The 21,753-nt window shown below is 71.0% G+C and carries 29 protein-coding genes; 17 read left to right on the forward strand and 12 right to left on the reverse strand.

Annotated elements, in window-relative coordinates; all coding sequences use genetic code 11:
* The first annotated feature begins 90 nt into the window (after positions 1–90).
* Together AB5L52_RS04440 and AB5L52_RS04445 are read left to right on the forward strand one after the other, a co-directional pair.
* Positions 91–555, forward strand: a complete 465-nt coding sequence (locus AB5L52_RS04440; RefSeq protein ID WP_369362693.1) for a hypothetical protein — start codon at positions 91–93, stop codon at positions 553–555.
* A complete protein-coding gene (locus AB5L52_RS04445) occupies positions 533–1,132 on the forward strand; it encodes a transposase family protein (protein WP_369362694.1) in 600 nt (199 codons plus the stop codon). The genes AB5L52_RS04440 and AB5L52_RS04445 overlap by 23 nt, the downstream gene beginning before the upstream one ends.
* Before the next feature lie 139 nt (positions 1,133–1,271).
* On the opposite strand, the gene AB5L52_RS04450 is transcribed toward AB5L52_RS04445, so the two are convergent.
* Positions 1,272–1,412: a hypothetical protein gene (locus tag AB5L52_RS04450; protein WP_369362695.1), complete on the reverse strand. Its 141-nt coding sequence runs from the start codon at positions 1,410–1,412 to the stop codon at positions 1,272–1,274.
* A 194-nt stretch (positions 1,413–1,606) separates the two neighbouring features.
* Here AB5L52_RS04450 and AB5L52_RS04455 point away from each other — a divergent pair, with 194 nt between their 5' ends.
* A complete protein-coding gene (locus AB5L52_RS04455; RefSeq protein ID WP_369362696.1) occupies positions 1,607–2,011 on the forward strand; it encodes a DUF6192 family protein in 405 nt (134 codons plus the stop codon).
* A gap of 43 nt (positions 2,012–2,054) precedes the next feature.
* Here the strand turns inward: AB5L52_RS04455 and AB5L52_RS04460 are convergent, their stop codons facing one another.
* Both AB5L52_RS04460 and AB5L52_RS04465 read right to left on the reverse strand, forming a co-directional pair.
* The gene (locus AB5L52_RS04460; RefSeq protein ID WP_351033653.1) at positions 2,055–2,318 is read right to left on the reverse strand and encodes a hypothetical protein; all 264 of its coding nucleotides are present in this window, start codon (positions 2,316–2,318) and stop codon (positions 2,055–2,057) included.
* Positions 2,319–2,817: 499 nt separating this feature from the next.
* A complete protein-coding gene (locus AB5L52_RS04465) occupies positions 2,818–3,084 on the reverse strand; it encodes a hypothetical protein (protein ID WP_369362697.1) in 267 nt (88 codons plus the stop codon).
* Positions 3,085–3,319: 235 nt separating this feature from the next.
* Here AB5L52_RS04465 and AB5L52_RS04470 point away from each other — a divergent pair, with 235 nt between their 5' ends.
* Complete coding sequence (locus tag AB5L52_RS04470; RefSeq protein WP_369362698.1) at positions 3,320–3,532, forward strand: helix-turn-helix domain-containing protein; 213 nt, start codon at positions 3,320–3,322, stop codon at positions 3,530–3,532.
* A 299-nt stretch (positions 3,533–3,831) separates the two neighbouring features.
* Here the strand turns inward: AB5L52_RS04470 and AB5L52_RS04475 are convergent, their stop codons facing one another.
* Positions 3,832–4,041, reverse strand: coding sequence for a hypothetical protein (locus AB5L52_RS04475; protein ID WP_369362699.1), 210 nt, complete (start codon positions 4,039–4,041; stop codon positions 3,832–3,834).
* Positions 4,042–4,123: 82 nt separating this feature from the next.
* Between AB5L52_RS04475 and AB5L52_RS04480 the strand changes: the two genes are divergently transcribed.
* Both AB5L52_RS04480 and AB5L52_RS04485 read left to right on the forward strand, forming a co-directional pair.
* Positions 4,124–4,249, forward strand: a complete 126-nt coding sequence (locus tag AB5L52_RS04480; protein WP_351033650.1) for a hypothetical protein — start codon at positions 4,124–4,126, stop codon at positions 4,247–4,249.
* 544 nt (positions 4,250–4,793) lie between these two features.
* On the forward strand, positions 4,794–5,225 hold the full coding sequence (locus AB5L52_RS04485) for a hypothetical protein (protein ID WP_369362700.1): 432 nt from the start codon (positions 4,794–4,796) through the stop codon (positions 5,223–5,225).
* Positions 5,226–5,390: 165 nt separating this feature from the next.
* On the opposite strand, the gene AB5L52_RS04490 is transcribed toward AB5L52_RS04485, so the two are convergent.
* Both AB5L52_RS04490 and AB5L52_RS04495 read right to left on the reverse strand, forming a co-directional pair.
* Positions 5,391–6,041: a hypothetical protein gene (locus AB5L52_RS04490; protein WP_369362701.1), complete on the reverse strand. Its 651-nt coding sequence runs from the start codon at positions 6,039–6,041 to the stop codon at positions 5,391–5,393.
* A gap of 173 nt (positions 6,042–6,214) precedes the next feature.
* On the reverse strand, positions 6,215–6,751 hold the full coding sequence (locus AB5L52_RS04495; protein WP_351580362.1) for a hypothetical protein: 537 nt from the start codon (positions 6,749–6,751) through the stop codon (positions 6,215–6,217).
* Positions 6,752–6,895: 144 nt separating this feature from the next.
* Here AB5L52_RS04495 and AB5L52_RS04500 point away from each other — a divergent pair, with 144 nt between their 5' ends.
* Complete coding sequence (locus AB5L52_RS04500; protein WP_351580365.1) at positions 6,896–7,087, forward strand: hypothetical protein; 192 nt, start codon at positions 6,896–6,898, stop codon at positions 7,085–7,087.
* A gap of 221 nt (positions 7,088–7,308) precedes the next feature.
* Here the strand turns inward: AB5L52_RS04500 and AB5L52_RS04505 are convergent, their stop codons facing one another.
* Positions 7,309–7,536: a hypothetical protein gene (locus AB5L52_RS04505; protein WP_369362702.1), complete on the reverse strand. Its 228-nt coding sequence runs from the start codon at positions 7,534–7,536 to the stop codon at positions 7,309–7,311.
* 177 nt (positions 7,537–7,713) lie between these two features.
* On the reverse strand, positions 7,714–8,292 hold the full coding sequence (locus tag AB5L52_RS04510) for a helix-turn-helix domain-containing protein (RefSeq protein ID WP_369362703.1): 579 nt from the start codon (positions 8,290–8,292) through the stop codon (positions 7,714–7,716).
* A 189-nt stretch (positions 8,293–8,481) separates the two neighbouring features.
* Here AB5L52_RS04510 and AB5L52_RS04515 point away from each other — a divergent pair, with 189 nt between their 5' ends.
* The 6 genes from AB5L52_RS04515 (at position 8,482) to AB5L52_RS04540 (ending at position 15,648) form a co-directional block, all read left to right on the forward strand.
* Positions 8,482–9,045, forward strand: a complete 564-nt coding sequence (locus tag AB5L52_RS04515) for a TnsA-like heteromeric transposase endonuclease subunit (RefSeq protein ID WP_369362704.1) — start codon at positions 8,482–8,484, stop codon at positions 9,043–9,045.
* Positions 8,999–9,802 carry a BadF/BadG/BcrA/BcrD ATPase family protein gene (locus AB5L52_RS04520; RefSeq protein WP_369362705.1) on the forward strand — a complete coding sequence of 268 codons (804 nt, stop codon included), beginning with the start codon at positions 8,999–9,001 and terminating at the stop codon, positions 9,800–9,802. The genes AB5L52_RS04515 and AB5L52_RS04520 overlap by 47 nt, the downstream gene beginning before the upstream one ends.
* A gap of 226 nt (positions 9,803–10,028) precedes the next feature.
* A complete protein-coding gene (locus AB5L52_RS04525; protein WP_369362706.1) occupies positions 10,029–11,936 on the forward strand; it encodes a phosphatase PAP2 family protein in 1,908 nt (635 codons plus the stop codon).
* A gap of 92 nt (positions 11,937–12,028) precedes the next feature.
* Positions 12,029–13,771, forward strand: a complete 1,743-nt coding sequence (locus tag AB5L52_RS04530; protein ID WP_369362707.1) for a phospholipid carrier-dependent glycosyltransferase — start codon at positions 12,029–12,031, stop codon at positions 13,769–13,771.
* A gap of 78 nt (positions 13,772–13,849) precedes the next feature.
* Positions 13,850–14,773 (forward strand): MurR/RpiR family transcriptional regulator, encoded by a 924-nt coding sequence (locus tag AB5L52_RS04535; RefSeq protein WP_351032767.1) that lies wholly within the window; start codon positions 13,850–13,852, stop codon positions 14,771–14,773.
* A 494-nt stretch (positions 14,774–15,267) separates the two neighbouring features.
* Positions 15,268–15,648, forward strand: coding sequence for a hypothetical protein (locus AB5L52_RS04540; protein ID WP_351032765.1), 381 nt, complete (start codon positions 15,268–15,270; stop codon positions 15,646–15,648).
* Between the two features lie 354 nt (positions 15,649–16,002).
* Here the strand turns inward: AB5L52_RS04540 and AB5L52_RS04545 are convergent, their stop codons facing one another.
* From AB5L52_RS04545 to AB5L52_RS04555, 3 genes are all read right to left on the reverse strand, one after another.
* The gene (locus tag AB5L52_RS04545) at positions 16,003–16,479 is read right to left on the reverse strand and encodes a flavin reductase family protein (protein WP_369368806.1); all 477 of its coding nucleotides are present in this window, start codon (positions 16,477–16,479) and stop codon (positions 16,003–16,005) included.
* 208 nt (positions 16,480–16,687) lie between these two features.
* On the reverse strand, positions 16,688–17,323 hold the full coding sequence (locus AB5L52_RS04550; protein WP_369362708.1) for a peptidoglycan-binding protein: 636 nt from the start codon (positions 17,321–17,323) through the stop codon (positions 16,688–16,690).
* A gap of 203 nt (positions 17,324–17,526) precedes the next feature.
* Positions 17,527–18,369: a hypothetical protein gene (locus AB5L52_RS04555; protein WP_369362709.1), complete on the reverse strand. Its 843-nt coding sequence runs from the start codon at positions 18,367–18,369 to the stop codon at positions 17,527–17,529.
* Between the two features lie 280 nt (positions 18,370–18,649).
* On the opposite strand from AB5L52_RS04555, the gene AB5L52_RS04560 reads away from it, so the two are divergent.
* From AB5L52_RS04560 to AB5L52_RS04570, 3 genes are all read left to right on the forward strand, one after another.
* Positions 18,650–19,384: a TetR family transcriptional regulator gene (locus AB5L52_RS04560; RefSeq protein ID WP_369362710.1), complete on the forward strand. Its 735-nt coding sequence runs from the start codon at positions 18,650–18,652 to the stop codon at positions 19,382–19,384.
* A gap of 159 nt (positions 19,385–19,543) precedes the next feature.
* Positions 19,544–19,963, forward strand: coding sequence for a zinc ribbon domain-containing protein (locus tag AB5L52_RS04565; protein WP_351032754.1), 420 nt, complete (start codon positions 19,544–19,546; stop codon positions 19,961–19,963).
* A 97-nt stretch (positions 19,964–20,060) separates the two neighbouring features.
* Entirely contained in the window at positions 20,061–20,249 is a 189-nt protein-coding gene (locus tag AB5L52_RS04570) for a hypothetical protein (protein WP_369362711.1), read from the forward strand.
* A gap of 20 nt (positions 20,250–20,269) precedes the next feature.
* Here AB5L52_RS04570 and AB5L52_RS04575 read toward each other — a convergent pair whose 3' ends face one another.
* The gene (locus tag AB5L52_RS04575; protein ID WP_351032749.1) at positions 20,270–20,656 is read right to left on the reverse strand and encodes a PPOX class F420-dependent oxidoreductase; all 387 of its coding nucleotides are present in this window, start codon (positions 20,654–20,656) and stop codon (positions 20,270–20,272) included.
* Between the two features lie 203 nt (positions 20,657–20,859).
* Between AB5L52_RS04575 and AB5L52_RS04580 the strand changes: the two genes are divergently transcribed.
* Positions 20,860–21,690 (forward strand): SAM-dependent methyltransferase, encoded by an 831-nt coding sequence (locus AB5L52_RS04580; protein ID WP_369362712.1) that lies wholly within the window; start codon positions 20,860–20,862, stop codon positions 21,688–21,690.
* Positions 21,691–21,753: the final 63 nt, after the last annotated feature.

A 21,753-nucleotide genomic window follows, 5' to 3' on the forward strand; every position in this document is an offset into this window, starting at 1 on the left:
CGGGGTGCTTTCCTTCCCGTCGGAATGTGTGGGGCCTCTGATGGACCGCGCCCGCAGTACATCCGTGGGCCGCTTGAACTGCTGGACGCCATGCGCGCCCTGCGGTTCGCCCACGGCAACAAGGCACTGTTCGAGCTGGAGTTGGCGGCTACCAAGGACGGCGTCAGCTTTCTGCCGCGCAGCTCTCTGGGCGCGGTTCTCAGCGGCACGCGGATGCCCTCCAAGACCCTGCTGCTCACCTTCGTGAAGATGCGCGGTGGGGTGAAGCCAGGCACTCCCGCAGCTCTCCAGTGGGAGCATGCCTGGGAACGGGCGGATGCCTACCGGCGTGGACAGCCGATACACGCCGCTGGCCATCTGCAGCAGCCGGAACAGATTCCGGAGCAGAGGGTGCAGCCGGACGCGATTGGTCTCCGCTCGCGCTCTGACACAGCGTCGGCTACCCGCCGGGGCCGACCGGCGCGGCGGCCGTCGCAGTGGCGGCGGTTGGCGAGCCGGCTACTGCTGCAGGCCCTGCAGGCATCCGTGCACCATGCGGGAGCCTCCGGGACCTGACACCAGCAACAGCGCAGTGAGCGCCGCCCGTACAACACAGGCCGGGGCGGCGCTTCCGCATGTCTCAGATCACGACTCTTTCACACGGCCGACTGGACGAACAGTTCTGGATCTGGTGTGGCCCGACGTCGAGGGGCTGGCCATCGACGCGGTGGACGTCGTTGGGAGCGCGGTGTGGGTCGACCTGCGTTCTCGGCAGGAGACGGTGACGTGCCCCTCGTGCGACGTGACTGCGTCACGCGTGCACATCAAGTACTTGCGGCGCTTGGCGGACCGCCCGCTGGGCGGGCGGCGGGTGTTGCTGCGGCTGCGGGTCCGCCGGTTCTTCTGCGACAACGGCCCCTGCTCCCGCCGCACGATGGTGGAGCAGGTACCGAGCCTGACCACGCGGTACCGACGCAGAACCACGGCCCTCGCCCGGATGGTGCAGGCGATCGGACTGGCCGTCGGCGGCCGGGCAGGTGACTTCATGGCCAGCCGCCCGCTCCCCGCGCCCTCCACTACCCACTGGCTCGATGCGAGGACACCGTACGCAACCGCTGGCGCACCCGCGTCACCGAGCGCCAACACCACCTGAACATCGGCTCGGCGTGAACCGTGACAGCCTGCCCGGCGCCCCTCTGACCGGCTCACATACGGCTGCGGTCCGCTAACACGCCAGGTGTTCGCGGGCCGCAGTCGCACAGGCAGGCAGGCAGGCAGGCAGGCAGGCAAGTTCAGAGTGCGCCCGGGTCGATGCCCTGCGCACGCGCGAGAGCGAACAGAACTCGTTCGATCGTGTCCAGACGTTCGGCGATCGACCGCTCCCCCAGCGAGCCGATGGTGTCGGCGAAGGCAGCGATGACGTACTCGGTCACATGAGTCTCCAGCCCCTCTAGGGATTGAGGTCCAGTACGCGGACCGGCTCGCCGATCCAACGGTCGGGGGCGGTCGTAGCGACGATCGCCCCGTCAGGACGGTCCAGGGTGGGCTGAGCAGCTCGAGGAGTCCGAGTGCGCGACCGCCACGGCCGCCGTCGGCCGCGGCGACGCACCACCACTCTGAGCAGATCATGGATCGACTGCGCGAGGCAGCTGAGAAGTTGTCGAAGGGTTCGTTCATCATCGGCGACGACGCGCTGGAAGTTGTCCCGATGCAGGAGCACGGTGGCCGGTCCGTGGGGGATGACCTGTTTGGGGTTTCCGCGTGGCTGCACCGGTTGTCGGAGGACGTCGACGTGCCCTACAACACGGTCAAGGAGTACCGGTGGGTGGCCAGCCGGTGGCCCGAGCGGCACCGGTGCTCAGGTGTGGCCTTCAGCACCCACCAGATCCTCGCCGCGATCTCGGATCCCGAGGAGCGCTGGGCGGCGATCAAGAACCCGCCGCTGGACGCGCGGACCAGCAAGCGGCGGTGGACTCCGGAGACGGCCCGGCACAGGGTGGGCTACCACGAGCCGGGACCCGAGACGGTGTAGGAGGAGATCGTGGCCGTGCACGACCTGGTCGCCGACGAGCAGGTCACATCGGCGCCTTCACGCAGGCCGCGTAGTGGTCGTTCGGCGCGCCGGCGCCGAGGCAGCGGAGGTCGACGAGAGGTTTGCCGTTCGAGACGATCAGGCCCTGCTGAGGGGCGTTGACGGTGACCGTGGATGACGAGAAGCCGTCTCCGCCGGTGAGGACCGTGTTCGTGTCGGCGGAGGTGGGAGCGGCGAGCGCGAAGGCGCCGAGGGTGAGCAGCACACTCGCGGTCGTACAGGCCATGGAGCGGCGTACGCAGTTCACATCTGACTCCTGACGATCAGTAAATATGACATAAGCAACAATAGGAGTGATGTACCTACGAAGAGGCCAGCGCCACGAGCCTTCCTCCGTCATACCGCTCGTCCGGATCAGGCAAGGCAACGACGCCGGCCAGCAGCCCGGCGGGCGGGCTCAGCATCAGCAACGGCAGGCTGGCCCCGGACTGCAACGGGCCCAGGCATGCGAATTTTCCACTCCGGGACCCGGCCGCCGCGGACCCCGCACGCACAACAGCACCCCGGACCACGCAGCACCACGAGATCCGGGGCACCCCTTCCAGCCGTCGGCCCGCGACAGGTCAGGGGACAAGGACCGACAGGATCCATCCGACCGCGCACAACAGCACCCAGGCGAAGCACACGCCCTACGACCCTGCTCGGTCGTGGACCGGACACGATGTCGGGGTGGCACAGCTGCTGACGCCGGCCACCGAGGCGACCGACGCCGAACCGGGCGTGACCTCGTCCGGCGTGGCCGCCTGTCAGCGGGAGCAGTCCCGCCACGCCCGGCGGAAGTCATCGAGTTCACGGCGCTGGCGCCGTTCCTCGGCGAGCACCGCTGCCAGGGCGTCGCGGTCGGTGTGCTCGTCGACCAGGCCGAGGACCAGGCGGTGCAGCTCGGCGGATTCCAGCGCTTCGACTTCCCACGGGACGGGACGATCCGGACGAAGTCCGTGCCGCCGGGCGAAGGCCGGCCACCGCGGATCCGCCGCCTTCCCCACCGCCGTGGGCAGCCGCCATTCGCGCACCTGGTCCACCGTGAGCGCCAGGCGCTCGACAGAACGACCAGCGGGCGCGCGGCACTCAGAAGGCGTAGCGCCATACCTCCACTCTGCATTCCAGCCCTCCCCCATTTCCGCCTCCACATGAAAGCTTCAGGATCTTCACAGGCAGTCGAAGATCCCAGGCGGGAAGGTCGTGCACCTGCCAACAGGAATCACCGGACGATGACAGGTAGTCACCCGGCCCCCGGCGGTGGACTTGGTGACGGCGGACGATCTCGCCTCCGCACGGGCCCGCGGCCGGGTCGGCGGACGCCGACCCAAGCTCACCGAGGACCAGGCCGCGCTCGCCCAACGGCTCTACGACGAGCGGGAGAAGACCGTCCAGCAGATCCCCGACATGTTCGGCGTTCCCCGGTCGACGGTGTACGGCGACCTCGACAAGACCAAGACCGTGCCCCGCCATCCGAAGTAGACCACGGTCACCAAGCTCTGAAAGCTACCGGCTGGTTACTTGTTCCCTGGTGTCCGAGCTGGGACTCCGGGGCCGAGAAGGCCGGCGGCGGTTGCGACAACCGCGAGGGCTTCGGCGCGGGTCCAGGAGCCTGCTTCCCGCGTCGTCGTGATGGGACCGCCGAACAGGTTGTAGGCACTCTGGAGAGCAGGGCCCCGCTGCGCCTGGTCCCGCTCAGTGGCCTTCTTACCCAGTGCATCTCCTGTGTCCGGGCATTGATGAGTGAGATCACCAACCGATCGACCAAGAGCCCTGCCGTGTCATTCGGCTTCCGCGTTGTGTCGCTGATCGTGTTTCGAGGTCGGTGACGCCGCGGAGCGCAGCGGGGTGGGCTCGCTCAGGCCGAACGGGTGAATCCCCGTACCTGTGCGCGCCCGACCTCCTTCCCACGGAAAGGCATGGGGCACCAGTTCGCTGAACCATGCGCCGGCATCCACTGACAGGAGAGCCATCACCGTGAAGCGTCCCATGTCTCTGCTTCTTGTCACGGCATCTCTGACTTGCGGCTTACTCACCGGTGCGAGCGGACTGGCCCACGCCACACCCCGCGCCGTGCCCGATGACGTCACCGTGCCCATGTGCTACGCGGGCGGCGGCATTCCTGTGATCGATCCCAGCCAAAGTCGCCTGGTCTGCCTCGGCGGCGAATGGAACGGTCAACCCATCATCCTGTTCTGACCGAAAGTAGCGCCACGCGACAGACTTCGCGACGCGCGCGAGCGCTGTCTGCGCTGCGCTTCGCGCTCGGCTGGGAAACCCCAGCCGAGCGCCCATCTAAACTGCTCGCGTCCTGATCAACCCCACGGTGTTGCGACGACCCCTGGAATCCGCCTTGAAGCCGGGCTTCTCCGTAGCAGATGGTCAGGGAGTCGGCTCGGGCTCGAGGGCCTGGACTCGCCGTGAGAGCTGCGCCGCCCGTGCCGGGGCTCCCACGCTGCTTCCACCAGCTGGTGTGTGATGAAGCGTTGGGAGTAGGGGGAAGCGCGAGCACGGATCGATGGATCGATGCGCCCAAACGGTGGGCATGTGCAGCAGTCGTCGCTATCGGCGCACTGGCGGGCTGCGCCGACCACGGTACGGCCGCCGGCACCCGAGCAGACGGGGCGCCGGGACCGTCACAGACCCCCGCACCGGGCAAGAATGGCACGATCAGCCCTCGCGGCCCACGCTGCCTCCGGCACGTCCACCAGTGCTGCATGTGCACGGCGCGTACAACTACACGGTGCAGATCCTGGACGCCAAGACCACGACGGATCTGCCGAACAACCCTCCACCAGCTGGAACCACAGCGGTGGCCCTGCTGGTACGGGTGGAGGCCGAGCCCCGCAACCGCAGCATCATGGCGCCCACGATCGAGCCAGCTGTCAACTACCCGAGTCTCACGACCGACCTGGACAAGCACCCCGGCACAGGCCTCGGGACGTATCTCGACGACGGCACGGACTACGTGACCGAGGACCAGTTGCTCTCCGGCGGTGAGGGCGCCGATGGTGTGCGTCCCATGACAGGCACACTCCAGGCGAACACCGTGTATTACCACTGGGTCTGGCAGCTCGTCTCGGAGAAGGCGAACCTGACCGATGCCTCCCTCTGCGAGACGCGCTCCATCGGTCACAACTGCATCCCGATTGGTGCGATCAAACGCCAAGCCTGACATCGAACCCTGACACTCGGTCGGACCGGGGCCGGCCGCAGAGCAGCCGAGTCGGCCGAGGAGAGTAGGGACAGAAGCTCGCCCAGCGCCTGGCAGCCGGAGAGTCCCCCGGCCACCGCGCGGCTCAGTCCGTGTGCTCGCCCGAAGCCCGGCTCCCAGCACTGCTCAGCCCCAGGTCTCGCCGGTGACGAGGTTGGGACCGAGATGCCGGGCGGCGACGGACACGAGGGGCGGAAGCGGGCCGTCCTCACTCGCGTGTTTGAAGGTGTGCACCAGGCAGGTGCGCACGGGATGCACTGGTCCATGGGGCTTCCAGCCATCGTTCGTGGACAGGGGCCGGTTCTGCGGACGGGCCAGGGAGAAGGCGACGAGCATCGTGCGTTTGTCCTCGAACCGGAAGTAGTCGGCGATCGCCCGGTTGGTGAAGTCCAGATACTGGAAGACGACCGCCACGTCCTCCTCCCCATATGGTGCCCGCTGCAGGGCCGGCAGCACGTCGAGAATGGCGTCACCGCGGGCCAGCAGGCGGGCCCGCTCGTATGAGTCACCCCACGGCGGCGGATCGTCGTCCCGCAGGCCTTCGGGGTACTCCTCGGAATGCAGAACGGTGCCGAGGCCAGGCTCGTCCCAGCGTGCCTGCCCACTGACGCTCCCCCAGTTCAAACTCGCATTGACGCACAACTCCCCCGCCAGCAGCGCCCAGGGCGTGCAGGCCACCCGCTCGCGCGCCAGGTCGACCACGAGCTGCCCGAAATCTTCCCGGGACAGCAGAACCGGCTCGGCGGGCGCGGTGAAGGCATCGGTCCATATCCCCATGCCACGTGGTGTACAGGCAAGCCACCAGAAAGCGCCAACCAGGGACGGAGATCCAGGAGGATCCGGCCGAGACGTAGCCGCTACGTCGAGACCTGAGGGGCTTCACCTTCGGTGGCTGACAATGCGACGGCCCCGCTGCCAGCGCCAGTAGGGCCAGGGTTGTACAGGCGCGGTCAGCCGCAGTAGCCGGACACTGGGTCACGCTGCGGGGTTCCGGTGCCGTAGTACCAGTCAGTTCCCCGGGCTGCCGAAGAGCAGCCATAGTAGGTCCCGACGAGCTGAGCCTCCGCCGCCCAGTGATCCGGATTCGCATTGTGGATCTCGAAGGCCGGCGAGTAGATGTCCTTGGTCGCCGTGGAGTCCATCGTGGAAGGCCCGGTGGTGGGTCCATAGTTCCCGGAATAGATGTCGACCTGCACCATCGTCCCGCTGAACTTCGACTGGAAGCCGGACGACCACTGGAAGTGAGCACGGGCGTTGACCACGCCGCCCCCGCAGTTCTGGTACTGCTGCTCGACCTGACCAGCGTACGTCCACGTACCGTAGTAGAAACCGTAGCCGTACAGATTCCCCGGGGCGCCGACGTTGTTCCACGGCGCGCCGCAGTCCGTCATGGGGCGGACGGCGGCGTCGGCGGCCGGCGCCGAAATCCCGAGGCCGCAGAGCGCCATCGTCGTCGCGGCTATGGCAAAGCTTCTTCGAATCCGCATGGGTCCCCCTTGATGCGCAGCAGGCGAGTTGGCCCAAGCGAGAGTAGGAGGCGGCTGCCGTGGTCGTTAGCCCGGAATTCGCCATCCGCTTGGGCGCGAACCTTGTCCTTGACAGGCTGGGAGATTCGCTGTCCGGTCGTCGCCGTGCCCGGAGCGGGCGACGGCGCAGGCGGCATCCTCAACGCCTATGGCGCTTCGCTCATCAACACCGACCTCCGCTGCCTGGTGCCGCTACCGGAGGGGGAGGGCATCGGGGGGCACGCACTCGGCGGGCCCAAGGCCGCGTGCAACATCGCGCCCGTCGACCAGTACGAGGCACCGCAGAAGCTGCTCTGAAGAGCGGCAACGAAGACAGCCCCGGAAATTCGCCAATGAACGGCCGTGCTGGGGGGCTGTACGGGCTGGGGTGGATCTTAAGGGGCTGTACGTCGAGTGTCGTACGTGGATGCTGTACGCGAGCGACCGCGGCGTCCGTTGCCGGACTGTGTGACGGCCGGGTTCGAGGATGTGGCGCCGGTGCGGCCGTTTCGCTGGTCGCGGGCTGAAAGGCCCGCCGGTCAGGCGGCCTTCCGGCGCTGGGGCGGCTTGCGCATCTTCACCCCGCCGACGATGAGCGCCAGCCCCACGGCGACGATGCCGAGGTAAGCGGGGGACGGAAGGTCGACCACTTTGTGCATCCAGCCCCACTCCGTGCCGAAGAGGGTCTGCGAAGCGAAGCTGACAAGCCCCTGGGCTCCTACGACGTAGCCGATGCTTTCGGCGGTGTATCCGATGGTGGTTCGCATGAGTCGACTCTTTCGCGGCGGTGCCGCGAGATCGTCCTCCACAGGGCCGAAAACGCAGTAGTCCAAAGGATGCAGTCGCGTGCGGTTCCAGAGCCAATACCCATTGATCCGGCCGGAGTCGTGTCCCGTCTCTGTCGATCTGGCCTCTGTCTCTAGTGATCTGGTCTGGTTCGCTCGTCATCTCAGATGACCTGGTTCACCGCAAGCGGTGGCGTCGGCTGCAGCGGGTTGCTGTTCGGCGGGGAACAGGATGGGGCTGAGAAGGTAGCGGGTGCGTTCCTGCGAGGGTTCGTCGGCGAGGAGGGGCGCGATGGCTGCTTGCATCGCGCTGATCGGTGCTACAAGTGCGTCCCTGCTGAGCCAGATCGCGTGCTGCCGATAGCCGACGAGGTCGTCCACGGGATCGCTGCCTTGGCGCTGCAGGTAGGCGCCGAACTCCGCGATCAGGGCGGTCATGGCGGCAGTGAATGCCCGCTCGTGGTGCTGCGGGGTGAGCGCATGCACGGTTTCCGCGTCGATGTCCGCGCGTTCCTGCCGTAGCCGGTAGCGGCGTTCGACGGCACCCCGCACCCGCCGTTCGTCGGCGACGTCGAGGATGCCGCCCGCGGCGAGAAGATCGACGTGCCGGTAGACGGTCGCCTTGGACACGTCCGGGATCAGGGCGCAGAACTGCCCGGTGGTCAGGACCCGCCCACCGCGCAGTGCGTGGACCACGCGGAGGCGGACAGGATGCGCCAGGAGTTCCAAGGTGTCCATGGCGAGCCTGCAGAGGCGGTTCCCACCTGGGAGTTCGCATGGATGTCTGTGTGGGGTTCGTCGGTGCCGACGGCGTCCGTCGGCTCGGTCCGCCGGCCCGCTACTGGGGCTAGCCCTTCGAGCGTGCCTCACCGGCCCGGAAGTTCACCGCGTTCAAGGGGAGAAGAACTTCAGGGCGACTACTGGGCGGTGACCTCGCGGTCTCTGGTGGGCTACGAGTCGTGGGGGGAGCGGGCCGCAGCGATGGCCCTGGACCTCGATCCCGCCGTCGTGGCTCTGGCCTCCCAGCCGTTTCGCCTGATCTGGCCGGATGGTGATCGGGAACGCGAGCACAGCCCGGACCACTTCGCGCGGCTGGCCGACGGGACCGGCGTGGTGGTCGATGTCCGGCCTCAAGACCCGGTCGACGAGGAGGCCGCCGCGGTCTTCGCGTTCACCGCGCGGATCTGCGAGTCGGTGGGGTGGCAGTTCCGGCTGGTCGGAGACCTGGACCAGCCCTTCCGGGCGAATCTGCGCCGGCCGGCCCGCTACCGTGATCCGCGCAGTCACCGGGCGGCGGTGGCGGACCGGCTGCGGGAGGTGTTCACCGAACCGCAGATGCTTCTCGCCGGGGCCGAGAGGGCCGGGGACCGGCTGGCGGTGCTGCCGGTGCTCTATCACCTGCTTTGGCAGCACGAACTGACGACGGACCTGGTCGCGGCCCCGCTTGGCGCCGCCACGGTCGTCCGCCTGGCGGCCCGGAGGCGCTCGTGAGGTCCGCGCGTCCGGGCTGGTCGCCGACGCGCTGCCGGCCGGTCTGCGCCCGTCGGCCCTGGCCGTGGGCGGCCACGCCTGCGAGACTCCACGCCAGTGCACGGGGATACGCAACGGCCTGCGCGCCCACGTCGACGCACCCGCACTGGTCGTGGGTGACGCCGAACTCCTCGTACCCGCCGCCGGGTTGGACCGCGGCGTCGGGCTGGTCGCCGGCACCGGCTCGGTGGCGGTGGGCCGGCCCGCCGACGGCACGCCGGTGCAGGTCGGCGGCTGGGGCTCGGCCCTCGGGGACGAGGGCGGCGCGGCCGGGCTGGTCCGGGAGGCGGTGCGGGCCTGCTGGGCCGCCCATGACCGCGGCGAGGCTCCCGACGCGCCGGCAGCGGCGCTGCTCGGCGCGTTCGGCGTGCCCGAAGTGCCCGCGCTGGGCGCGGCGTTGGAACGCGCCACGCACCCCTCCGCGGAGCGGGGCCGGTGGGCACCGGCCGTCTTCGCCGCCGCCGATGCGGGCTCGGCGCTCGCCCGTGCCGTGATCGGCGCCCAGGGCCGGGCCCTGGCCGCGCTCGTGGCGCTGCCGGCCCGGCGGGGCGCGGCGGCGGACGACGTGGTGGTCGCGGGCGGCACGGTCCTCGCCCAGCCGCTGCTGTACGACGCGTTCACGGCGGCCCTTGCCGAGACGCTCCCTGCGGCCCGGCCACGGCCGCTGCCGGTGCCGCCGGTCGACGGGGCGGTGGTGCCGGCGCGTTCACTGCTGTGAGGTGAGGGCCGTGGGTTCGGCGCTGTGCGTTCCCGGTCGGTTCCGGGCGCCGGGCACCCCGCGTTCACCTGCCCAACAGGCGGAGATCACCGGGGGCTTCCCGCCGGGTCACACCCCGGGCCTACATATTCCCTCGTTCAACTTCTTTCTCCTTCTTTCCCACGGGACCGCACAACTCGGCACATCGCGCTCCCTGTCCCGTGGCCCCCTCCTGAGAGGCACAGGCATGCCGTCATCCGCCGGGCACCCCTCCTCCGTGCTGAACCGGCGCGGGTTCCTCACGACCTCGCTGGCCGCGTCGGCGGGTGTGCTCGCCGCCCCGGCCGTCGCCGTCTGGCTGCCGGCGGCCGACGCGAAGGCCGCGACCGGGCCGGCCGCGTTCGTGGACGACTACAAGACCAACGTCGTCGCCAACCAGACCCCCGAGACCAACGCGGTGGTCCGCATTCTCGGCGGCTTCGCCCAGGTCTGGAAGACCGGCTCCGCCTGGAACACCGGCATCCCGCTGCGCCCGGAAGTACTGCGCGCAGATCTGCGCTACTGCGCCCGGACCACGGCCCAGCGCACCGACGCACGGGCGAAGGAAGCCTTCCTCTACGACCGCCAGCACCAGAGTTACGCGATGATCGCGGGCCTCGGCCCGCTGGCGGACCTGTACACGGCGGGCGCCAAGGCGGTCACCTCGATCACGAGCGCACCCGACGGCACCCCGGCGACCACCGTCAGCGACGCCGTGCCCGCGGACGCCCCGGCCGGCTCGGCGCTCGGCGCCGGCGCGCACGACTCCGCGCTCGGCAAGGTCGCCGAACTGGTCGACACCCTGCGCGGCCCGTACGCCTCCGGGAACCCGGCCAAGTACGCCTACCGGTACCCGCGTCCGTGGCGCCTGACCGAGGACAGCGAGGTCGTGGACACCGGGCGGACGGACGCGTTCGGCTTTCCGGTGTACGACTCCCCCGTGGTCGTCGCTCCGCAGCTGCTGCGCCAGCGCGGCACCTCCCCGGCCGACGACGGCGGCTTCCCGAGCGGCCACACCAACGCCTTCCACCTGGCCGCGCTCGCGTACGCCTACGCCGTGCCCGAGCGCTTCCAGGAGCTGGTCACCCGCGCGTTCGAGCTGGCCCACACCCGGATCGTGGCGGGCATGCACCACCCCGTCGACGTCATCGGCGGCCGGATCATGGCCACCGCGCTCGCCGCGGCCACCCTCGCCGACCCGGCCAACGCCGAGCTGAAGGCCGCCGCCCGCGCACAGGCCCTCGCCTACTTCACCGAGCGGACCGGCACCACCGCCGACACGCTGTACGCCGCCGCGCACACCGGCACCGACCCGTACGGCGACCGGGACGCCAACGCGCACGCGGTCCGGCCGCGGCTGACCTACGTCCTCCCCCGGCAGGGCCGCGAGCTGCCGCCGACCGTGCCGAAGGGCGCGGAGGTGCTGCTGGAGACCCGGCTGCCGTATCTGACCGCGGACCAGCGCCGCGAGGTGCTGCGCAGCACCGCCCTGCCCTCGGGGTATGTGCTGCTCGACGGCTTCGAGCAGTGGGGGCGGCTGAATCTGTTCGCCGCGGCGGACGGCTACGGCGCCTTCGACTCCGACGTCACGGTCACGCTGGACCCCGCGGCGGGTGGATTCTCGGCAGCCGACGCCTGGCGCAACGACATCGCCGGGCGCGGCGGCCTGGTCAAGGGCGGCACCGGCACCCTGACGCTGACCGGCCGCAACCGCTACACGGGCGGGACGGTGCTGGCCACGGGCACACTGGTCGCCGGCTCCGCGGACGCCCTCGGCCACGGGGACGTACGGGTCGCCGACGGCACGTTGCGGGTGTCCGAACGGCTGCGGGTGCGCGGCGCGTACACGCAGGACGCGGGCACGCTCCAGGTCACGCTGCGGGCCGGCCGCAGGGCGCCGCTGACGGTCCGGCACCTGACCGTGCTGGGGAGTCGGGCGGTGCTGTCGCTGCGGCTGGACACCGAGCGGCCGCCGGTGGCGGGGAGCACCCTGCCGGTCGTCGACGTGCCGCGGCTGTGCGGCCGGTTCAGCCGGATCGAGGTGAACTCCGACCGGCTGCGGGCCGTACCCGTGTACACGGCAGAAGGTCTGTCGGTACGACTCGTACAGCGGTGACGCCGCCGGCGGCGGGAGCGGTGCGACAGTAGGGCCATGATCGGGTCCTCGACCGCTCCCGCCGTCCGCCGGCCGGTGCCACCGCAGGGCGGATGATGGCGCGCGAACAGCACCTGCTCCTCAGCCGTGGAGCTCCCGCCGAGGAGCCGTCCCGCCCGTACGCCCGTGTGCGCCGCCACCGCCGGTGGCTGGTCCCGCTGCTGGTGGCGTTGCTGCTGGCCCAGATGGCGGCGGCGATGGTGACGACGGCCGTCCGGCAGACCCCGACGATCGACGAGCCGGTGTACGTGGCGACGGCCACCGACTATCTGCACGAGCACCGCATCCGCTACAACCCCGAGCATCCGCCGCTCGGCAAGCTGCTGATCGCGGCGGGTGTGGCGGTGGCCGGCCCGCACTACGACCCGTCGTACCCCGGCACACAGGGGGACGTGGGCCGGCATCTGCTGTACGAGTCGGGCAACGACCCCTGGCGGCTGATGCTGTGGGCGCGGCTGCCGGTGATCGCGCTGACCCTGCTGTTCGGGCTGGTCGCCTTCGCGTTCGCCCGCGAGCTGACGGGCACGGCGGGCGCTCTGGTGGCCCTCGCGCTCTACGCCTTCTCACCCGATCTGATCGCCCACGGCTCGCTGGCCACACTGGACGTACCGGCGGCCGGCTTCGTCCTGACGTCGGCGTGGCTGGCGTGGCGGGCACGGCGGCGGCCCCTGCCGTATCTGCCGCTCGCCGGGGCGGCGCTGGGGGCGGCCGTGGCCACCAAGATGAGCGCACTGCCGGCGGTGCCGGTGCTTCTCGCGCTTGCCGCGCTGTCAGCCGGGGCCGCGGGGTGCTCCGCCGAGCAGGCCGCGACGGGTGGTGCCACGATGGGCCGTCGGACGTCTGCGGCAACTTCGTGGCTCAGGCGGCGCCGGACGGTGCCGGCTGCGCTCTGGGGCGCCGCCGTCGTCACGCTGGTGGCGGTCGCCGTCGTCTGGGCCACGTATCTGGCCGTCGATCCGCGACTGCGGTTCTCCCCCGCCGAACCGGTGCCGGCCCTGCACGGGCTGCGCGGGCGGCTGGTGGATCTGCTGCCGGTGCCGGAGGCCTACCGGGCGGGCATGCGGGTGCAGTTCGGGCTGGAGACCTATCCGTGGCAGGGCTATCTGTTCGGGCGTCTCTACACCGGTTCGCTCTGGTACTACCTGCCGGTGGCGCTGCTGGTGAAGACGCCGCTCGGGCTGCTCGCGCTGGGCGCGGCCGGTGCGGTGGCGGTCGTGGTGGTGCGGCGGCTGCGGCCGGCGGCGCCGTATCTGCTGCTGCCGCCCGGGGTGCTGCTCGCGGCGGCCATGACGGGATCGCGGGACTTCGGAACGAGGTACGCGCTGTTCGTGCCGATGTTCCTCGCGGTGGCGGCGGCCTGTGTGCCACGCCCCGGCCGGCGCTGGACGGCCGCCGTGACGGCCGCGCTGGTGCTGTGCGCGGCGGTGAGTTCGCTGCGGACGTTCCCGTACTACCTGCCGTACTCCAACGAGGCCTTCGGCGGCTCCGCGCACACCCATCGACTGCTGCACGACTCCAACGTGGACTGGGGGCAGGACCTGGGCCGGCTCGCCGACCGGCTCCGGCAGCGGTATCCGCACGAGCGGGTCTGGCTGGTGTACAAGGGCAGCGGTGTGCCGTCGTACTACGGCATCCACGCCGCCGATCCGCGTACGGTGCCGCAGGGGCAGGTCCACGGGCTGCTGGCGGTGTCGGACTCCGCGCTCGCCAAGGCCCGCGGACGGCTCGCCGAGCTGATCCGCAACAGCCGGCCCATCGGTGACGTGGGCCATTCGATCACCCTCTACCGGCACTGAAACCTCCTGCTCAACCCCCTGTTCATGACGGTGGGTGAGCTATGTTGAGTGCTTGTGGCAGACAAAGGAGGCGGGCCGGTGCCCTCGCCGCAGCAGGCACGTGCACAGGCATCAGCGATCAAGTCGGGCAAGGCCGTGCCCGCGGCCGGGGCCGGTGCCGCACCGACCTCCCAGCTCCGGGAACTCTTCGACGGCCCCCGTCTGTCGCCGGGGCAGCGACGCATCGCCCAGTATCTGATCGAGCACATCACCGAGGCCGCGTTCCTGTCCATCACCGAGCTGGCCGACCGGGTCGGGGTCAGTCAGCCCTCCGTCACGCGCTTCGCCGCCGCCGTCGGCTTCAGCGGCTATCCCGCGCTGCGCGAGAAGCTCCAGTCGATCGCGCTGAGCACCCTGGCCGGCGGGGCGGGCGAGGAGGACCGGGCCAACGAGCTCCAGGCGGCGGTGGACGCCGAGATCGAGAACCTGGAGAACCTGCGGCGCGACTTCGCCGACCCGAACCAGATCATCCGGGTCGGCCGCGAGCTGTCCCGCTCCACTCCCCTGACCGTGCTGGGCCTGCGCATCTCGGTGTCCCTCGCCGAGTACTTCGGCTACGCCGCCCGCCGCATCCACCCCGACGTGCGGCTGGTCACCCGGGGTGGCAGCGTGGCCTACGACGTGCTGCTGCAGTGCCGCGAGGCGGGCGGTACCTGGGTGCTCGCCTTCGCCATGCCCCGGCACTCCCAGGAGACGCTCCAGGCCGTGCGGGTGGCGCGCGGCGCCGGTCTGAAGGTCGCCCTGGTGACCGACCTGGCGCTCGGGCCGCTGGCCGACGAGGCCGACGTCACCTTCGCCACCGGCACCGGCTCCCGGCTGGTGTTCGACTCCTACGCCGCGCCGGGCATGATGGCCGCGGCCCTGCTGCAGGCGATGACCGACGCCGATCCGGAGCGCACCCAGGCCCGGCTGGAGAAGTACGAGCAGCTGTCGGACCAGCACCAGTTCTTCCTGAAGGACTGATCGGACTGATTCCGAAGGACTGATTCCGTTCTTCCCGGAGAACGGAATCCGGCGGGTCGATTCGCGCGCCCGCAAGGCGGGTGCGGTGAAGATCTTGCGGTCTCTCATGCCGTGGACAGGGATCATCCACGACAAATCACGCATGAATGTTTTCATACGTCTTGCAAACGGGACGGCATATATAAATACTGCTCACGGATCGCGCCCGGCCCACTCCGGGCATGCTCCGCACCTGCGGACTCACCGCTCGCACACCGCCCCGAGAAAGCCGACGGACCGCCCATGCGCACGCAAGTCTCCACGCAGCGCCGGTGCCCGATGCCCGGGGCTCCCGCACGGACACCTCCAGCCGCCGTCTCCTACCCACGTCGGCGCCCGGGGTGTGCCGGGGCGCATCGTCTGCGCGACGCGCCCGGGGCGGCCCCGGCCATCCCCTAGGCCGGGGCCGCCCCGAACCCGTCGGACCACCCTCACGACGCCGCACACCGGAAGCGATGACCATGCCCCTGACCAGCACCCGCATCAGCCCCGACTGGCCCTGCCAGGTCAAGACGCCGGGCTCGTACGACTGGGAGCGCTCGGCGGCCAAGTGGCTGCGCGAGCTGATCCCGGCGCGCTACGCCAGTTATCCGGCCCTCATCCGCCACCCCGTGCTGCTCGCCCGGCACGCGCAGCTGCAGGTCCAGCAGGAGGTGCGGGTGGCCCGGACCGCGCTGCAGACCGCGCGCGCGGAGCTGCCGATGCTGGGGCTGCCCGAGTCGGTCATCGAGCACACGATCAAGCTGTACGCCGCCGAGGTCATGCAGCTGCAGCACATCGCCCGCAGCGTCCGCGCGGTCAGCGACGCGCTGGCGGTACGCGGCGCCGGGCGCTGACCGGCGGGGCCCGATCCCGCACCGGCTCCGCCGGTCACGGTCCGGGGTGCCGGTCCGGCCTCTCTTTCGGCGGTCGGACACGGCGGGATTCACGCACCGGGCACAGGCGCGCGTCATGAGGTGGGCCGGGTCAGTCGTCGTCGCGGTGGCGCCAGTACCAGCACACACCGACGACCAGGACCAGCAGGAACACGGCGGGCACGAGCAGGCCCGGGATACGGGAGCCGGTCATCGGCCTGGCTTTCTGTGGTGCGACGGAACACGCGGACGTCGGCCGCGGGTTGCCCATGGTGGGTCCCTTACGCCCCTCTCACCCACGGCTTTTCCGATCCCTTGCCCGACGTTCGAATCCGGTCACTCCACGGGGTGACCGGCGTCGATGGTGGCCGCGTCGGACAGCCGCAGCAGCGGCCCGCCGCGCCCCGCGCCCCAACGCACCGGTTCGAGGACATGGCCGACATGATCGCCACCGTCGGCGCGCTCGACGATCGCCCCGACGAACCAGGCCGCCGCGTCCCGCAGCACCACCGTGCCGCCGTGCTCCTCCCTCCAGTCCAGGCGCGCGAACTTGTCGATCTCGTCGCCGGTCTCGCCGCCGAAGAGTTCCGCGAGGTCCCGCTGGTCGCGGGTGAGCAGGTGCACGGCGAGGTGCCGCGCGGCCCGGGCGACGCGGTAGGTGTGGTTGACCTTCGACAGCCAGACGGCGAACCGGGGCGGGTGGATGGAGCACTGCGCGGCGAACCCGACCAGACACCCGGCCCGCTCACCGCCGGCCACGGCCGTGACCACGCACATGTCGGGATCCAGCCGATCGAAGAAGCAGCCGTCCATGCCGGCCTGCGGACCGAGTCCCGCCCTGCTCGTGGCACCGTCGACGCCCGCGCCGCCCGCCGCATCCTCCACGTCTGCCCCGCTCGACGTACCGTCGCCGGTCCTCCCCGCCGCGTTCCCCACGCCCGTCATTCCCGCACCGCCCGCGTCCCTCGAAGGAGAAGCCTGGGGGCAGCCCGTCCGGTTCCCGGGGCTCCTCGCATGCCGGTCATGAATTGTCGCCGGACCCGGTCCGGGACTCCAGCGCACGGCGCGTGTCGTTGCCGTAGACGCCGGTCTCGTCGCCGCTGATGCCGTACCAGAGCTGGAAGCGGGCCACGGCCGCCGTGAGGTTCGCGTCGTAGGTGCCGCCGGTCGAGCCGTCGCGGTAGACGTCCGGGACGTGCAGCAGGCGTTGCTGCAGGTCGGTGACCCCGGGACCACTGTCGCCCTGGCGGAGGGTGCCGGGGCCGTCGGGGTCGGTGGCGGCGCCGGGCGTGCGGGATGCGGTGGGGGTGGGGGCCGGGGTGGTGGCGGGCGGTGCGGTGGTCGCGGGGCGGTACGGAGGCGGGGTCGCGGTGGCCTCCTGGCGGCCGGTGAGCAGCAGGGCGCAGCCGAAACCGAGGAGTGCGGCGGCTGCCACGGCCGCGACAGCCGCCCGACGCGGGCCGGGAGTGCCGGACGCCGGCGGTACGGGTGGCAGTTCCCGCGTCTCCTCCTCGTCGGTGTCCGCCGGCCGCGCCGGCCCGGTGTCCATCTCGCGCATCAGCTCCGCGAGGGCGTCGAAACGGCGGAGCCGCAGGACCCGGACGGGTTCCAAGACCGGTCCGGAGTACGGCCGTTCGGGATCGGGCGGTGTCGGCACCTGGCTCTCCTTCCGTCCCGCACGGACGGGACTTCCGAGCTCCCCGCGCTGAGATACGGCCCGCGGGGCGGCCCCGTTCAGGCCGGCCCGCGCACGCCCACCGCCGACCCGTTCAAGAGCCCTCTCGCCGACCTGGGCACGACGGCGAGCCAGTACCGGGCCACGATGGCCCCGGCACCCAGGCGCGACCCGGCGGGTCGCCGTCAGGCCGGGCTGAGCGCTCCGTGCACGAACCGGCTCAGGGACGCCGTGAACGCGGTGACGAAGGCGTCCCTGGCCTCTTCCGGCAGGGCCGCCAGGGACAAGTAGGGGTTCAGGTCCTCCAGTTCGACCAGCAGGAGGTCGCCGTCGCGGGTGCGACAGGCGTCGACGCGCTGGATGCCGTGGCCGAGGTCGTTCCAGTCGATGAAACGCCGGGCGAACTCCAGGTCGGCGGCGGTGGCCGCATAGGCCTTCAGCTCCCAGCGGCGCTCCGGATCGGGGGCGTACAGCGCGTACTGGAAGTCGTCGTCGATGAAATAGAAGGACACCTCGTGGACGAAGTCGACGCAGGGCTGGATCAGGACCTGGCCGGAGGCGAGCGCGGCGACCTGACCGGCGGGGGCGACGCGCAGGCCGAGGGAGTCCGCGCCGAGCATGGGCTTGACCACGTACCGCTCGGCGGCCGGCAGCAGGTGCAGGTCCTCGGCGCGGCCGACCGTCGGGATGACGGGGAAGCCCGCGGCGCTCAGGTCGAGCAGGTACTGCTTGCCCGCCATGTCCGCCTTGCCGGTGAGCGGGTTGTACACCCGGGCGCCGGTGGCGAGCGCACGCGCGCGGAAGGCGTCGTAGGCCTGCTGGTGGCCGAGGACGGGCCCGCTGTTGCGGACGACCACGGCGCCGAAGCCGTCCATCAGCGCCGCGGCGTCCAGCGGATGGCACAGGGCGAGGTCGAAACGGGCGCGGAGCCGGGAGGTGAGGAAGATGTCCTCGTCGCAGTAGCGGCGCCCGCGGGCCTCGTACGCCAGGTCGGTGACGTAGAGCAGACGGGGACGGGCGGCGGGCATGCGGGATCTCCTCGGGCGGTACGGCCGTGTGGGCGGCGGGATGCAGAAAGGTTACGTCGGGGTGCGCCCGCTCCTCTCCCACGGGGGTGTCGGCTCGCGGGGCGAGGTGCAGCGGGCCGGCCGGGGCGCGGGAGAGGGGCCGCCGTCGCGGGACCGCATCATCATCGAGGCAGCCGAAGGCCGTGAAGGTGTCGCACTTCCAAAGCACTCAGTTCCCCCATAAGGGCACTCGGGCTGCACTGAGTGTCATGCGACCCGTCCGGGTGCTACGTTCCCCTCCATGAGCTCCACCAGCGCGGCGCCGGCCGCGAAGCCGCCGATGCGGGAGGCCCTCGTCGCGGCGGCCTTCCGGCTCTTCCTGGAACGCGGGTACGAGCAGACGACCGTCGACGACATCGTGGCCCTGGCCGGGGTCGGCCGGCGGTCGTTCTTCCGCTACTTCCCCTCCAAGGAGGACGTGGTCTTCCCCGACCACGAGCGCTGCCTGGCCGACATGACCTCCTTCCTCGCCGCGAGCGACACGGAGCACGAACCGGTGCGGCGGGTGTGCGACGCGGCCCGGCTGGTGCTGGGGATGTACGCCGAGAACCCGTCGTTCTCCGTCCAGCGCTACCGCCTCACCAAGCAGGTGCCGGGCCTGCGGGCCTACGAGCTGTCGGTGGTGTGGCGCTACGAGCGCGCGCTCGCCGAGTATCTGCGCGGACGGTTCACGGATCGACCGGACGGGACGCTGCGCGCCGACGTCCTCGCGGCCGCGGTCGTCGCCGCGCACAACAACGCCCTGCGCTCCTGGCTGCGCTCGGACGGCCTGGGCGACGCGGGCGCGGCGGTGGACCATGCGCTCGGGTATGTGCAGAAGACGTTCGGACGCGCCGCCGAGCCCGCGGCTTCACCGGCCTGGCTCAGCCCGGTGCCGGCCGGGCAGCCCGACGACGTGGTGGTGCTGGTGTCCCGGCGGGATGCCCCGTTGTGGCGGGTGGTGCAGGAGCTGGAGGCGGCGCTGGGCCGCGCCTGAGGGGTCTCGGGTCAGGAATTAGGGGTACGGAGTGCCTTTACGAGTGACACTGAGTGCCATACTCTGTCGGCGTGCACGGTGGCACGGCCGCCGGGCACACGTGTGACCGGTGCGCGCCGGACACGCGGGATTCCGGCCGAGCGCAGGGAGTTGACCAGCGTGTACCACTACTCAGCAAACGTCTCGCAGCCGGCGGCCGGCGCCGCGGCGGGTGTTCTCGACCCCGCCCCCGCGGACTCCAAGGACGCCATTACCTTCCAGCGGTGCACCTGGTGCGGCACCGCGACGTACCACCGGCTGCTGTGTCCGGTGTGCCAGGGCAGCGAGTTGCGCACCGAGCGCAGCGAGGGTGTCGGGACGGTGCGGCACTCCACGGTGGTGCACCGCAACACTCCCGCCGCGCGCAATGTCTCACTGATAGAGATGGCCGAGGGGTTCGTCGTGCGCGGCCGGGTCATGGGCCCGCCGATCGGCATCCACAGCGGCGACCGGGTCCGGCTGTCCACCGCCCAGGATCCGGTGCGCGGCGAGCCGGTGTTCCAGCTGCTGGACGAGCAGTACCGGAGTGCCTGGACCTGAGCCACCCGGCGACCGATGCGGACGCCGGGCCCGGCCCCACTGCCCGCGCACGCGGTCGATCCGGGCGGAGCCCGACCCGTAGCGTCCCCTGCCCAAGGTGGACGGCTTCACGGTGTGGGCGGACGTCCCGTCGGAGCACACGAGTGCCGACAGCACCGTGCCGACGGCAGAAGACGGGGTGGACGAGCCGGTGGCGTCGGTGCGGTTTCAGGAGGTCGACCCGGAGACCGGTGCGCCGGGGTCCGACGGGCTGGTGCTGTCCGGCTCGGTGCGGGACGCGTCGTAGGACGCGGTTCCCGGGGGCCGTCACTGCGCGAGGGTCACCCGGATCCCGACCGTGCCGTCCAGGCCGCGCCGCAGTCGGCTGCCGAGGAGGGTGAGGCGGCCGAGGATGCCGTACTTGCGGGTGATGAGCGCGCGGTAGCGGGCGGTGGTGGCGCCGTCGGCGATCTCCGCGGTGGCCGGCAGCTGCTCGCCGGTGGGGTTGCCGCGCAGGTCGCAGGGGCCGACGAGGACGTCGGGGCGGCGCCGGATCCGCTTGACCTTGAAGCTGTCGGCGGCGGTCCAGACACCGAGGGTGGCACCGTCGCGGACCACCCACACCGGGGTGGCGACCGGGGTGCCGTTCTTGCGGTAGCTGGTCACCAGTAGGTACTTGCCGGAGCCGAGCCGGTCCAGGAGCGTGTCGTCCATGCCCGGCAGTCTAGGATCCGGCCGCCCAGGAGACCGGCAGGGCCGGGCGTTCGTCGGGACACCGGCGAGGTCGGGCGTGCCTCGGGTGACGGGGACCGGTTGCCGGGGAGGCGAGGCGGGGATCAACTCGGGCGTCTGGATTGCGTCTTGAACGGTGTATCACTCTCGTCAGGCATCTCATCCGTATCCAGGAGCTGACCCCCGTGACCGACAACCCGGCAGCCACCGATGACGTGGCTGTGTCGCTGCGCGCCCGCATCAACACCAGCCGGCCGCACACCGCCCGGATCTGGAACTACTGGCTCGGCGGCAAGGACAACTACGAGGTCGACCGCGAGGCCGGCGACCAGATCCGCCGACTGCACCCCGGCATCGGGGAGTACGCGCGCGCCGACCGGCTCTTCCTCGGCCGTGCGGTACGTCATCTGGTCGGCGAGCTGGGCATCCGGCAGTTCCTGGACATCGGCACCGGGCTGCCCACCGCCGACAACACGCACGAGGTCGCCCAGCGCATCGCCCCGGAGTCACGGGTCGTGTACGTCGACAACGACCCGCTGGTCCTCGCGCACGCGCGTGCCCTGCTGACGAGCACGCCGGAGGGCCGTACCGACTATCTGGACGAGGACCTGCGCCATGTCGACTCGATCCTCGAACACGCGACGAGGACGCTCGACTTCGGCGAGCCGGTGGCGCTGATGCTGCTCGGCGTGGTCATCTTCATCGGCGAGGACGAGGACCCGTACGGTCTGGTACGGCAGTTGACCGACCGGCTGCCGGCGGGCAGTCACCTGGTGCTGTCGCACACCGTCACCCACCCGGCGATGCCGGACGTGGACGAGGCGGTGGCGTTCTGGAACGAGCACGGAACCCCGAAGCTGACCCAGCGCACGCCCGAGGACGTGGCCCGGTTCTTCGACGGTCTCGATCTGCTGGAGCCGGGTGTGGTGTCGTGCTCGCGCTGGCGCCCGGAACACGGCCACGGGGCCGAGCCGGAGGAGGTCGCGATGTTCGGCGGGGTGGCCCGCAAGAGCTGAGCGGGGCCGGCAGGGAGCCCACGGCAATGCAGCCGAGCCGGGGGGAGCCCACGGCAATCGAGC

This window comes from Streptomyces sp. CG4 (assembly GCF_041080655.1).
GTDB lineage: Bacteria > Actinomycetota > Actinomycetes > Streptomycetales > Streptomycetaceae > Streptomyces.

Excerpts from the sequence above, each read along its gene's own strand:
- AB5L52_RS04490 (WP_369362701.1), bottom strand. The coding sequence starts at position 6,041 with ATGGGGATATGGACCGATGCCTTCACCGCGCCCGCCGAGCCGGTTCTG.
- AB5L52_RS04525 (WP_369362706.1), top strand. The coding sequence starts at position 10,029 with ATGCCGTCATCCGCCGGGCACCCCTCCTCCGTGCTGAACCGGCGCGGG.
- AB5L52_RS04540 (WP_351032765.1), top strand. The coding sequence starts at position 15,268 with ATGACCATGCCCCTGACCAGCACCCGCATCAGCCCCGACTGGCCCTGC.
- AB5L52_RS04495 (WP_351580362.1), bottom strand. The coding sequence starts at position 6,751 with ATGCGGATTCGAAGAAGCTTTGCCATAGCCGCGACGACGATGGCGCTC.
- AB5L52_RS04455 (WP_369362696.1), top strand. The coding sequence starts at position 1,607 with ATGGATCGACTGCGCGAGGCAGCTGAGAAGTTGTCGAAGGGTTCGTTC.
- AB5L52_RS04445 (WP_369362694.1), top strand. The coding sequence starts at position 533 with ATGCGGGAGCCTCCGGGACCTGACACCAGCAACAGCGCAGTGAGCGCC.
- AB5L52_RS04505 (WP_369362702.1), bottom strand. The coding sequence starts at position 7,536 with ATGCGAACCACCATCGGATACACCGCCGAAAGCATCGGCTACGTCGTA.
- AB5L52_RS04545 (WP_369368806.1), bottom strand. The coding sequence starts at position 16,479 with ATGGACGGCTGCTTCTTCGATCGGCTGGATCCCGACATGTGCGTGGTC.
- AB5L52_RS04575 (WP_351032749.1), bottom strand. The coding sequence starts at position 20,656 with ATGGACGACACGCTCCTGGACCGGCTCGGCTCCGGCAAGTACCTACTG.
- AB5L52_RS04560 (WP_369362710.1), top strand. The coding sequence starts at position 18,650 with ATGAGCTCCACCAGCGCGGCGCCGGCCGCGAAGCCGCCGATGCGGGAG.
- AB5L52_RS04510 (WP_369362703.1), bottom strand. The coding sequence starts at position 8,292 with ATGGACACCTTGGAACTCCTGGCGCATCCTGTCCGCCTCCGCGTGGTC.
- AB5L52_RS04555 (WP_369362709.1), bottom strand. The coding sequence starts at position 18,369 with ATGCCCGCCGCCCGTCCCCGTCTGCTCTACGTCACCGACCTGGCGTAC.
- AB5L52_RS04440 (WP_369362693.1), top strand. The coding sequence starts at position 91 with ATGCGCGCCCTGCGGTTCGCCCACGGCAACAAGGCACTGTTCGAGCTG.
- AB5L52_RS04530 (WP_369362707.1), top strand. The coding sequence starts at position 12,029 with ATGATGGCGCGCGAACAGCACCTGCTCCTCAGCCGTGGAGCTCCCGCC.
- AB5L52_RS04475 (WP_369362699.1), bottom strand. The coding sequence starts at position 4,041 with ATGGGACGCTTCACGGTGATGGCTCTCCTGTCAGTGGATGCCGGCGCA.